This is a genomic window from Solicola agrisoli, from assembly GCF_049059935.1.
Lineage (GTDB): Bacteria > Actinomycetota > Actinomycetes > Propionibacteriales > Nocardioidaceae > JAURVT01.
The window spans coordinates 1-10,746 of sequence record NZ_JBMGQR010000106.1 but is presented as its reverse complement, the minus strand read 5'-3'; the positions used below and the strand labels follow the sequence as shown (position 1 = coordinate 10,746).

Sequence of the window (10,746 nt, the reverse complement as noted above, 5' to 3'; positions counted from 1 at the left end):
CGTGAGGGCGTCTTCCCGGCGCCCGAGCACAGCTTCGAGTCGTAGCGGCCCTCAGCGCGCCCGGCCGTCGACGGTGGCGAGGAAGCCCAGCACGCGCTCGACGAGCAGCGTCGCCGCGGTCTCGTCGTACGAGTCCAGGCTGCTGTCGGCGAACAGGTGCGCGTCGCCGGGGTAGAGGAACAGCTCGGCCCCGGCGACGCCGGCCACCAGCTCGCGGGCGGCCTCGAGGTCGCCCTCGCCGGCGAAGATCGGGTCGGCGTCCATGCCGTGCACCTGCAGCGCCACCGCGTGCGGCCAGCCGCTGCCGAGCTCGGAGGCGGGGAGGCACGACTCGAGCAGCACCGCCCCCAGCGCGCCGGGCCGCGTCTGGGCCAGCTGCTGCCCGGGCACCACCCCCAGCGACCAGCCGATGTAGACCACCTCGGGAGTCAGGGCGTCGGCGGCCGCACGCCCGCGTCCGGCGACGACGTCGAACCCGACGGACCTCGCGTGGTCGACGCCCTCCTCGACGGTGTCGAAGGTGGCACCTTCATAGAGGTCGGGCACGGTCAGCCGGTGGCCCGCGGCGCGCAGCCGGTCGGCGAACGCCTCGACCCCCGGCGTGAGCCCCTGGGCGTGGTGCAGCAGCAGGACGTCGGTCATCGTGGCTCCCTCGTCGGTGGCGTCCTCGCACCGTAGTCCGACCCGCTGACAGGATGCAGCCCGTGGACTCGACCGGGCTGCCGTATCACCGCGCCGCCCGCCTCGGCGGCGGGGACCGCTGGTGGAAGCCGCTCATCGAGGGACTGCTGATCGTCGGCCTCGGACTCATGGTGATCGCTGCGACGGTGCTCTGGACCCTGGCCGTCGCGGTCGTCACCCGGTCAGGCCCCGAGGCCGGCAGCGCGCTCTTCGACCGCATCGGCTCCTCGATGGACGGTCCGCTCGCGAGCGACCCGGTCGGCTACGCCGCGGTGCTGCTGACCGTGGTCGTCCTGCTGCCGCTCACCGTCCTGGCTCGCGTGGCCGTGGGCCCCGCGCCGCTCGGCCTGCTGTCGTCGGTGGCGGGCCGGCTGCGCTGGTCCTGGATGCTGCGCTGTGCCGTCGTCGCGCTCGTGGTCTACGTCGTCCTCGTGCCGATCTCGGTGGCGGTGGGCCACCTGACCGGCCATCCCGTGTCGCCGGTCGACGTCGAGCCGGGACCGGTCGCGGCCGTGCTCGCGATCACCGTGCTGCTCGTGCCCCTGCAGGCCGCGGCCGAGGAGTACGCCTTCCGCGGGTACCTCGCCCAGGCGATCGGCCGATGGCTGGCCCACCCCGCCTTCGCCGTCCTGCTGCCCGTGCCCCTGTTCGTCGCCGGCCACGAGTACGGGCTCGTCGGCCAGACCGACGTCGCCACCTTCGCCATCGCGGCCGGCTGGATCACCTACCGCACCGGCGGTCTCGAGGCGGCCATCGCCCTTCACGTGGTCAACAACGTCGTCGCGTTCGGGCTCGAGACCTTCCTCGGCCCCGCGGACGAGACGTGGGTCGGCCTCGCCGGCAGCCTGGTGACGACAACAGCCTTCCTCCTCGTCGTCGACCGTCTCGCCCGCAGCGAGGGCATCGCCACCCGCACCCCGACTCAGTCGAGGGACGTGGTCGTTCCGCCGGTGACGAGGTGGTGGTGGCCGCGGGGGTCGGTCCACAGGTAGACGCCTGGGGCGGGTTGGGTCACGCGCCAGGTGGTGTGGGTCTTGGCGCGGTGGTGGTGCCTGCAGAGCAGGTGCCCGTTGCTGCTGCTGGTGGGGCCTCGGGGGTACTCGGTCTGGTGGTCGTAGTCGCCGGTGGCTGCGGGTCGGTCGCACCAGGGGAACGGGCACAGGCCGGCGTTCATCTGCCGCAGCTGGGTCCTGAGCCGGGGTGGGGCGACGTAGCCGGTGTAGGTGAGGTCCTCGGCCAGGTCGATCACCGGCGTCACCCTGACGTTGCCGTGGCCGACGAGGTCGACGGCCTGGTCGTGGGTGATCGGACCGCCCAGGGGGTCCGACGCGCGGGCCCGGTCGACCGACCACGTCCTGGTCGAGGCGTCGTGGTGCACGAACAGCACCGTCGCGGGCATCGGCCCGGTCGGGATTGCGGCCTGGGCCTCGTCGGGCTGGGTCGCCTCACCCGCACGGTGGGTCTGGACCTGCCCCCACAGGGCCTCGACGCGCCCGTGGTCGGCCAGCATCCCCAGCGCGACGGCCCGGAGCTCGGCGGTGCTGCGAGTGTCACCGACCTTGACCAACCAGCCGACCACCTGCCGCAGCCGCAGGTCCAGACGGGCGCCGTCGGTGGTCGAGACGCGGGCGCGGACCTCGGCGATGCCCGGCTCGTCACCGGTATCGATCTTCACGTCGCGGTGCGCCAACGCCCACGCGACCCGGTCCTCGGCCTCGTCAGGCTCGGCGGCGTCGCAGGCCTGCTCGACCAGGTCCTCCAGACGGCGCCTGGACATCCGGGCGACCAACGGGTGGTCGACGTCGGGGCCGGTGAACAGCACGTCCTCCAGGTCGGTGACCTGCGTGAGTGACAGGTGCCGGGTGGTCCTGGCGACCATCCGCGCCCTGTCGACCCCGATCAGACCGGCGTCCAGAGCGTCCAGGGTGCGCGGCAGGCGGTGCACCAACGACAACGCGTCCGCCGCCAACAGGCGGGCCGCCCAGATCGTGCGGCCGGTGGTGGCCTGGACCTCGCAGATCCCGAACTCCGGCACCCAGGGCGACCCGTCACCGCCGGGCTGCTGCAGCGACTCGGCCCCACCACCACCCACGGCGGACCACTCCTCGGCCAGCGACCCGAGCCAGTGCGCCAGGTAGCGGAACGTCTCGGACCACATGCCGTCGATCTGACGGATCGTCGCAGCCGTCGCCTCGAGCAGGTCCTGCTCCAGCTCCGGGTAGGTCGTGGTCATGACACCACCCTAGGACCCGCCACCGACAGTTTACGAACGCATGTACGAATCAAGCCAACGAAATCTCGCCGATACGCGACGTCGACCGCCGACGCAGTGCCACCATTCGACCCATGTCGACAGCCGCCGCCAACACCTCGAACTTCTACACCGAGGCCCTCCGACACGGTCAGGTGTGGGCAGTGCGGGACGAGGGCGGTATCCCGGCACCGGTCCGCCGAGACGGCGCACGGCGCGTCATGCCGTTCTGGTCGACTCACACACGCGCTCACCGGATCGTCGAGACGGTCGACGCCTATGCAGGCATGGTCCCGTTCGCGATCCCGCTCGACGTGTGGCGCACCCGATGGCTCACCGGTCTAGATGAGGACGAGATGGACGTCGGTCTGAACTGGGCTGGCCCGTGGGCGACGGGGTACGACCTGTCCCCCGAGCACGTCAGGGTCGCACTCGCCTCGCGCGAGTCGCGTGCGTCGGCGACATGACCAGGCCACCACTGCCTCACTGGGGCGAGAAGGCCAAGACCGTCACGAAGATCGGCGGAGCCGTCTGGGGACTGCTCGTCGTCATCGGCTGGGCACTCCGAGCACTGATCTTCGTCACGGGCACCGAGCCACCGGTCCTGGCGGCCTGGATGATCGGAGTGCCGGCTGCAGCGGGAGCCTCGATGGTGGTCCTGGGCGGGCTGACTTGGCTCGTCGCCGAGTTCGCGACGGGGCTGCGGGAGCCGCCTCAGCCCGACTGACTCACCAGCCCCACACCCCGAACCCGAGCGCCACGACCCCGCCCCACAGGACGAGGCCGACCACGGGCACCCAGGCCGTCCGGGCGGGGTGGATGCGGGACCAGCCGAGGACGAGGACGGCGCAGACGAACCAGAGGAGCAGCATCAGGGCGACGCCCCACCACGGGGCGAACAGGATGCTGGCGAGGTCGATCCACAGCAGGCAGACCAGACCGGCGACGGCGATCCAGGGGCCCGAGCGGGCGAGCCGGAGGCGGGACATCGGCCGGCAACGTCAGACGTCGGTGATGCGCAGGCCCGCGTGCGCCTTGTAGCGGCGGTTGATCGCGATCAGGTTGGCGGTGAGCGCCTCGACCTGGTGGGCGTTGCGCAGGCGTCCCCCGTAGAGGCCGCGGACGCCGGGCATCAGGTCGGCCAGCCCGACGACGACGTCGACGGCGTCGCGGTCGTCGCCGAGGACGAGGACGTCGAGGGCGAGGTCGGTGACCGACAGGTCGGCGAGCGAGACGGCCGAGACGTGGTGGAACGCCGCGAGCACCGTCGACCCCGGCAGCAGGACCTCGGCCTGCTGCGCGGCGCTGCCCTCGGGCACGGCCAGCGCGAACGGGCCCTGCTTGTCGAAGCCGAGCGGGTTGACCGAGTCGACGACGATCCGGCCGCGCAGCACCGGCTCCAGCGAGCGCAGGGTCGCCTCGTGGGCGTCAAACGGCACGGTCACCACCACGACGTCGGCCGCCGCCGCGTCCTCGTTGGAGGCCCCGGTGACGCCGTGACCGACCTCGGCGGCCACGTCGGCGGCGCGGGCGGCGTCACGCGAGCCCAGCGTCACCTGGACGCCGGCCACCGCCCACCGCGTCGCCAGGCCGCGGCCCTGGGGGCCCGTGCCGCCGATGATCCCGATGGTGCGCGCCGCGCCCGAGTCAACCGTCATGGCGTCATTGTGGCCCGCGCTCGCGCACCTGCTCGACGGTGGTCATCGCCTCGCGCAGCTCGGCGAGCCAGTCGTCGGCGTTCCGCCCGACGAGACGCACGCACCAGCCGAGGGCGTCGGACCGGCTCCGCGCGACGCCCGCCGCCACCAGGGTGTCGAGGACGACCCGCTCGGGCTGGCGCAGGCGCGTCATGACCGGCACCGACAGCGACGTGAACGTCTGCGAGGTGCCGCCGCAGTCGACCGCCCAGGCCACCTTGCGCCCGAAGCGGCGCTCGAGCTCCTGGGCGACGCCGATCCGGGCGTCGCGGGTGTCCTCGCGGAAGCGTGCGATGCGGCCCTCCTCGGCGCTCGCGTCGGCGCCGTCGCCCGGCGGCGCGACGCGGCCGCGCACCAGGACCTCCTCGCGGTCGACGGTCACGTCGGCCGGCTCGGTGAACCAGTCGTCGGGAAGCCGCCCCTGCACGTACCCGCGGATGTCGTCGTCGCTCATGATGGTCCTCCGAAGTCGATGTGATTACACAGTTACATCGTTACGCCGTGGCGTCCACCGCCGTTCGCTCCCAGAAGATCCCAAGTTGTGCCTCACGTCACACTCGGGTAGGCAGGGCGCATCACACCCGAGCCTCGGAGGCCCCCGTGACCAACCTCGCCCAGAACCTCGTCACCACGGCGGGTGAGCACGGCGACCGTCCCGCGGTGCGGCTCGACGACGCCGTCCTGACCTACGACGCGCTGAGCGAGGCGGCGCAGCGGGTCACCGCGCTGCTGGCGTCGCGCGGCGTCGGGCCGGGCGACCGGGTGGGTCTCGTGCTGCCCAACGTGCCCGCGTACCCGGTGCTGTTCTACGGCGCGGTCGCCGCGGGCGCCGTGGTGGTGCCGATGAACCCGCTGCTCAAGGCGCGCGAGGTCGAGTACTACCTCACCGACTCCGGCGCGTCGGTGGTGTTCGCCTGGCACGAGATGGCCGACGAGGCCGCCAAGGCCGCGGGCAGCGTCGGCATCGACTGCGTGACGGTCGACCCCGCCGACTTCGACTCCCTGCTCGCCGACCACGAGCCGAGCACGGACGTTGCCGACCGCGACGACGACGACACCGTCGTGCTGCTCTACACCTCGGGCACCACCGGCCAGCCCAAGGGCGCCGAGCTCACCCACGCCAACATGGCGACGAACGCGTCCGTCAGCGCCGAGACGCTGATCGAGCTGACGCCCGACGACGTCGTGATGGGCTGCCTGCCGCTGTTCCACTGCTTCGGGCTCACCTGCGGGCTCAACGCCGCGGTGCTCAAGGGCGCCTGCCTCACGCTCGTTCCGCGCTTCGACGCCGCCAAGGCGCTCGAGGTGGTCGGGCGCGACGGCGTCACCGTCTTGGAGGGCGTGCCCACCATGTACGCCGGGATGCTGCACTCGCCCGACGCCGGGTCGGCGGACGTGTCCAGCCTGCGCACCTGCATCTCGGGCGGCTCCGCGATGCCGGTCGAGGTGATGCGCAAGTTCGAGGAGACGTTCGGCTGTGTCGTGCTCGAGGGCTACGGCCTGTCCGAGACGTCGCCCGTGGCGTCGTTCAACCGCCCCGACATCGAGCGCAAGCCCGGCTCGATCGGCGTGCCCGTGCGCGGCGTCGAGATGCGCGTGCTCGACGACGACGGCAACGACGTCGACGCCGGCGAGGTGGGCGAGATCGCGATCCGCGGCGAGAACGTGATGAAGGGCTACTGGGGACGCGAGGACGCCACCGCGGAGTCGATCCCGGACGGCTGGTTCCGCAGCGGCGACATGGCCAAGCAGGACGACGACGGGTACTACTTCATCGTCGACCGCAAGAAGGACCTCATCATCCGCGGCGGGTACAACGTCTACCCGCGCGAGGTCGAGGAGGCGCTGTACGAGCACGACGCGGTGGCCGAGGTGGCCGTCGTCGGCATCGCGCACGACGAGCTCGGCGAGGAGGTCGGCGCGGCGGTCGCGCTCAAGGACGGCCAGGAGGCGACCGTCGACGAGCTGCGCGACTTCGCCAAGGAGAACCTGGCGGCGTACAAGTACCCGCGCGAGCTGTGGCTCGTCGACGAGCTGCCCAAGGGCCCGACGGGCAAGATCCTGCGCCGCGAGGTCCACGCGCCGTCCGAGGACTCCTGATGGCGACGGCCACCGACTTCGCCGACGACGGCTCCGACTCCGCCGCGCCGCTCGACCTGCTGCTGGCCGACGCCGCCCGCAACCCGCTGCGCCGGTTCGTCCCGGGCATGTCCGGGGTGCGCTGGGCGCTCAACCTCGCGCAGCGCCCGGGCGCCGTGGCGTCCCGCGCACGCGACCTCGCCGTCGAGGTGGGCCGCATCGCCGCCGGACGGTCCGAGGTGGAGCCCCACGAGAAGGACCGCCGGTTCGCCGAGGACGGGTGGACGCAGAACCCGCTGCTGCACCGCACGCTGCAGACCTACCTGGCCGCCGGCGCCACGGCGCGTGGCCTGGTGGCCGACGCCGGGCTCGACTGGGGCGACGAGCAGCGCATGACGTTCGTCGTCGACAACCTCGTCGAGGCCGCGGCGCCGAGCAACAACCCGCTGCTCAACCCGGCGGTGCTCAAGTCGGTCGTCGACACCGGCGGCAAGAACCTCGTCACCGGCGGACGCCGCATGGTGCGCGACCTGGCGACGGCGCCGCGCGTCCCGTCGATGGTCGAGCCCGACGCGTTCGAGGTGGGGCGCGACATCGCCGTCACGCCCGGCGCGGTGGTGCTGCGCACCGACGTCTTCGAGCTGATCCAGTACACGCCGCAGACCCCCAAGGTCCGACGCGTCCCGCTGCTGATCGTGCCGCCGACGATCAACAAGTACTACGTCATCGACCTCGCCCCGCAGCGGAGCCTGGTCGAGCACCTGGTGGCCAACGGGCAGCAGGTGTACTGCATCTCGTGGCGCAACCCCGACGCACGGCACGCCGACTGGGGCACCGACGTCTACGGGGCGGCGGTCCTGGAGGCGATGGACGCGGCGCAGAAGATCGCCCGCTCCGAGCAGGTCGCGCTGTTCGCGCTGTGCTCCGGCGGCATGCTCGCGTCGATGGTCATGGCGCACCTGGCGGCCACCGGCGACCTCGGACGGGTGGCCGCGTTCAGCCTGGCCGTCACCGTCCTCGACCAGGCGCGGGCGGGCATGCCCAGCGCGCTCGTCTCACGCAAGGTCGCCGCGGCGGCCACCAAGGTGTCGAAGGAGAAGGGCTACCTGGACGGACGGATGCTGGCCGAGGTGTTCGCCTGGCTGCGTCCCAACGACCTGGTCTGGAACTACTGGGTGAGCAGCTACCTGCTCGGCAAGACCCCCAAGGCGTTCGACATCCTGTTCTGGAACGCCGACCCGGTCCGGATGAGCGCGGCCATGCACCGCGACTTCATGGAGATGGCCGTCGAGAACGGCCTCACGCGTCCCGGTGGCACCACGATGCTCGGCAGCGAGGTGGACCTCGGCAAGGTCGACACCGACAACTACGTCGTGGCCGGCATCGCCGACCACCTCTGCGCCTGGGAGGCCTGCTACCGCACCACCCAGCTGCTCGGTGGCGACACCCGCTTCATCCTGTCGACCAGCGGCCACATCGCCTCGATGGTCAACCCGCCGGGCAACGAGAAGGCGCGGTTCCGCACCGCACCCACCAACCCCGAGGACACCCAGGAGTGGCTCGACGCCGCCGAGACGGTGCCCGGCACCTGGTGGGACGACTACGTCGCGTGGCTCGCCGCGCGCACCGGTCCCGAGCGCAACAAGCCGCGCCGGCTCGGGTCGGCCGCGTACGAGCCGATCTGCGACGCCCCCGGCACCTACGTGCTCGACCGGTGACCCGCGCGACGCCCGCTCGGGACGGGCTGCGCACCCTGTCGGTCCGCGGCATCCAGGTGCGCGTGCACGAGCGTCACGGCACCGGAGCCCTGGCCGACGCGCCGCCGCTGCTCATGTGCAACGGCATCGGCACGAGCCTGGAGGCGCTGCAGCCGTTCGTCGACGCGCTCGACCCGCGACGTGGGATCGTCCGGTTCGACGTGCCCGGCGTGGGCGGGTCTCCCCCGCCACCCGTGCCGTACAACCTGGTGACGCTGTCGTCGTGGGTGGCGGCGCTGATGTCTCGGCTCGAGCACCACGAGTTCGACGTCCTCGGCATGTCGTGGGGCGGCGGGCTCGCGCAGCAGCTGGCGTTCCAGTCCCGGCGACGGGTGCGGCGGCTCGTCCTCGTCGCGACGGGCACCGGGTCGCTGATGGTGCCCGCGCACCCGCGCGTCCTGAAGATCATGCTGACGCCGCGACGCCACCGCGACCCCGAGTACGCGGCCGGCGTCGCCGCCGACATCTACGGCGGGACGATGCGCACCGACCCCGCGCGCGGCGCGGCCCTGCTGCACGACGTCACGCGTGCCGGGCCGCGTCGCGGCTACTACCTGCAGCTCGCGGCGGCGTCGGGGTGGACGAGCCTGCCGTTCCTGCCGTTCCTGCGGCAACCGGTGCTCGTGATGGCCGGCGACGACGACCCGATCATCCCGCTCGTCAACGCCAAGGTCATCGCGCGCCTGGTGCCCGACTGTCGGCTGCACGTCTACCACGGCGGCCACCTGGGCATCCTCACCGAGAGCGACGAGCTGGCGCCCGTGGTGGACGACTTCCTGGCCTAGGCGTCCGGACTCAGTCGTCGTTCCACTTCGGGTCCTCGTCCCACTGCTCGTTGCGCTCGGCAGCGGTCTCCAGGGCGCGGGAGGCCTCGGCCTCGCTGTCGTAGGGCCCCATGCGGTCGGCGGCCTTGCAGCCGTCCTTGCCCTCGACGGTGTGGTGCTTGAGGCAGAAGAAGTGCTGCTCGCTCACGATGGGTGGCCTCCGTGCGGGTCGGACTCTGGTCGCCTCCATCCTGCACCAGGACGGCGTCGTAGGGTTGTGGCGTGAGCGTGCTCGTCCCCCAGGCCATCTCCCCCGTGCGCACCGTGCCCGCGTCGATCCCGCGACCGGAGTACGTCGGCAAGCCGGCCCCCGCCCGGTACGACGGGCCCCGCGTCCGCGACGCCGACACCATCGCGCGGATGCGCGTCGCGTCCCGCGTCGCCGCCCAGGCGCTCGACGCCGTGGAGGCCGCGATCGCGCCGGGCGTCACCACCGACGAGCTCGACGCCGTCGGCCACCAGTTCATCGTCGACCACGGCGGCTACCCCTCGACGCTCGGCTACCGCGGCTACCCCAAGAGCCTGTGCAGCAGCGTCAACGAGGTGATCTGCCACGGCATCCCCGACGCGCGCCCGCTCGAGGACGGCGACATCGTCAACATCGACATCACCGCGTTCATCGACGGCGTGCACGGCGACACCAACAAGACCTACCTCGTCGGCGACGTCCGCGAGGAGGTGCGGCTGCTCGTCGAGCGCACCCACGAGGCGACGCTCCGCGCGATCCGCGCCGTCAAGCCGGGCCGTCGCATCAACGTGGTGGGTCGCGTCATCGAGTCGTACGCCAAGCGGTTCGGGTACGGCGTCGTGCGCGACTTCACCGGCCACGGCGTCGGACCGGCCTTCCACGACGGCCTGATCGTCCCGCACTACGACGACCCCGCCCACGACACGCTGATCGAGCCGGGCATGACGTTCACGATCGAGCCGATGCTGACGCTCGGCTCCTACGCGTGGGACATGTGGGACGACGACTGGACCGTCACCACCAAGGACAAGTCCTGGACCGCCCAGTTCGAGCACACCCTGCTCGTCACCGACTCCGGCGCGGAGATCCTCACCCTCCCCTGACGCCGCGGGGGTCCGGCCGCACGATTCGACGCGTCTCGGTCGTCGACACGCCGGTGAGGACGACCGGAACGGGTCAGTTCGTGGGGTGGGGAGGGTCCGACGCGCGCCGCCGGCGGAACTCGGCCGCGGCGGCGCGGCGGGCGTCGTCGCGGGCGCGGATGCGGGCGACGCGGTCCTGCTGCTGGGCGTCGAAGGCGGTGTCGGTGCGCTGGAACGACCTCCAGAGCAGCACGTTGAGCACCACCAGGACGGCCATGGTCGGCCGGTGCTGCGTGACGCCCGACCAGACCAGGGCGGCGAGCGAGACCACCACGACCGGCACGAACACGCGGGAGTCGTCGAGGCGGCGGTCCAGCCCGTGGCGCCACCTCTCGATGCTCATGCCC

14 protein-coding genes are annotated in these 10,746 nt (G+C 72.3%); 7 read left to right on the top strand and 7 right to left on the bottom strand.

Features of this window, described 5'->3' with window-relative positions; all coding sequences use genetic code 11:
• Positions 1–51: 51 nt before the first annotated feature.
• Positions 52–642 carry a dienelactone hydrolase family protein gene (locus ACI6PP_RS21720; protein ID WP_421113805.1) on the bottom strand — a complete coding sequence of 197 codons (591 nt, stop codon included), beginning with the start codon at positions 640–642 and terminating at the stop codon, positions 52–54.
• 62 nt (positions 643–704) lie between these two features.
• On the opposite strand from ACI6PP_RS21720, the gene ACI6PP_RS21715 reads away from it, so the two are divergent.
• The gene (locus ACI6PP_RS21715; protein ID WP_421113804.1) at positions 705–1,673 is read left to right on the top strand and encodes a CPBP family intramembrane glutamic endopeptidase; all 969 of its coding nucleotides are present in this window, start codon (positions 705–707) and stop codon (positions 1,671–1,673) included.
• Here the strand turns inward: ACI6PP_RS21715 and ACI6PP_RS21710 are convergent.
• A complete protein-coding gene (locus ACI6PP_RS21710; RefSeq protein ID WP_421113802.1) occupies positions 1,604–2,914 on the bottom strand; it encodes an HNH endonuclease signature motif containing protein in 1,311 nt (436 codons plus the stop codon). The genes ACI6PP_RS21715 and ACI6PP_RS21710 overlap by 70 nt on opposite strands.
• 113 nt (positions 2,915–3,027) lie before the next feature.
• Between ACI6PP_RS21710 and ACI6PP_RS21705 the strand changes: the two genes are divergently transcribed.
• Positions 3,028–3,399, top strand: a complete 372-nt coding sequence (locus ACI6PP_RS21705; RefSeq protein ID WP_421113801.1) for a DUF2750 domain-containing protein — start codon at positions 3,028–3,030, stop codon at positions 3,397–3,399.
• Entirely contained in the window at positions 3,396–3,659 is a 264-nt protein-coding gene (locus tag ACI6PP_RS21700) for a hypothetical protein (RefSeq protein ID WP_421113800.1), read from the top strand. The genes ACI6PP_RS21705 and ACI6PP_RS21700 overlap by 4 nt, the downstream gene beginning before the upstream one ends.
• A 1-nt stretch (position 3,660) precedes the next feature.
• On the opposite strand, the gene ACI6PP_RS21695 is transcribed toward ACI6PP_RS21700, so the two are convergent.
• From ACI6PP_RS21695 to ACI6PP_RS21685, 3 genes are read right to left on the bottom strand one after another with little or no spacing between them, the layout of a single operon-like run.
• On the bottom strand, positions 3,661–3,921 hold the full coding sequence (locus ACI6PP_RS21695; protein WP_421113799.1) for a hypothetical protein: 261 nt from the start codon (positions 3,919–3,921) through the stop codon (positions 3,661–3,663).
• A 12-nt stretch (positions 3,922–3,933) separates the two neighbouring features.
• Positions 3,934–4,590 (bottom strand): NADPH-dependent F420 reductase, encoded by a 657-nt coding sequence (gene npdG, locus ACI6PP_RS21690; RefSeq protein ID WP_421113798.1) that lies wholly within the window; start codon positions 4,588–4,590, stop codon positions 3,934–3,936.
• A 4-nt stretch (positions 4,591–4,594) separates the two neighbouring features.
• Complete coding sequence (locus tag ACI6PP_RS21685; RefSeq protein WP_421113797.1) at positions 4,595–5,083, bottom strand: hypothetical protein; 489 nt, start codon at positions 5,081–5,083, stop codon at positions 4,595–4,597.
• 146 nt (positions 5,084–5,229) lie between these two features.
• Between ACI6PP_RS21685 and ACI6PP_RS21680 the strand changes: the two genes are divergently transcribed.
• From ACI6PP_RS21680 to ACI6PP_RS21670, 3 genes are read left to right on the top strand one after another with little or no spacing between them, the layout of a single operon-like run.
• Positions 5,230–6,729 carry a long-chain-fatty-acid--CoA ligase gene (locus ACI6PP_RS21680; protein WP_421113796.1) on the top strand — a complete coding sequence of 500 codons (1,500 nt, stop codon included), beginning with the start codon at positions 5,230–5,232 and terminating at the stop codon, positions 6,727–6,729.
• Positions 6,729–8,426: a PHA/PHB synthase family protein gene (locus ACI6PP_RS21675; protein ID WP_421113795.1), complete on the top strand. Its 1,698-nt coding sequence runs from the start codon at positions 6,729–6,731 to the stop codon at positions 8,424–8,426. The genes ACI6PP_RS21680 and ACI6PP_RS21675 overlap by 1 nt, the downstream gene beginning before the upstream one ends.
• On the top strand, positions 8,423–9,250 hold the full coding sequence (locus tag ACI6PP_RS21670; protein WP_421113794.1) for an alpha/beta fold hydrolase: 828 nt from the start codon (positions 8,423–8,425) through the stop codon (positions 9,248–9,250). The genes ACI6PP_RS21675 and ACI6PP_RS21670 overlap by 4 nt, the downstream gene beginning before the upstream one ends.
• 10 nt (positions 9,251–9,260) lie before the next feature.
• Here the strand turns inward: ACI6PP_RS21670 and ACI6PP_RS21665 are convergent, their stop codons facing one another.
• Positions 9,261–9,437 carry a hypothetical protein gene (locus ACI6PP_RS21665; protein WP_421113793.1) on the bottom strand — a complete coding sequence of 59 codons (177 nt, stop codon included), beginning with the start codon at positions 9,435–9,437 and terminating at the stop codon, positions 9,261–9,263.
• A gap of 74 nt (positions 9,438–9,511) precedes the next feature.
• Between ACI6PP_RS21665 and map the strand changes: the two genes are divergently transcribed.
• Positions 9,512–10,360, top strand: a complete 849-nt coding sequence (map, locus tag ACI6PP_RS21660; RefSeq protein ID WP_421113792.1) for a type I methionyl aminopeptidase — start codon at positions 9,512–9,514, stop codon at positions 10,358–10,360.
• 73 nt (positions 10,361–10,433) lie between these two features.
• Here map and ACI6PP_RS21655 read toward each other — a convergent pair.
• On the bottom strand, positions 10,434–10,746 hold a 313-nt coding region (locus ACI6PP_RS21655), incomplete at its 5' end, for a hypothetical protein (RefSeq protein WP_421113791.1).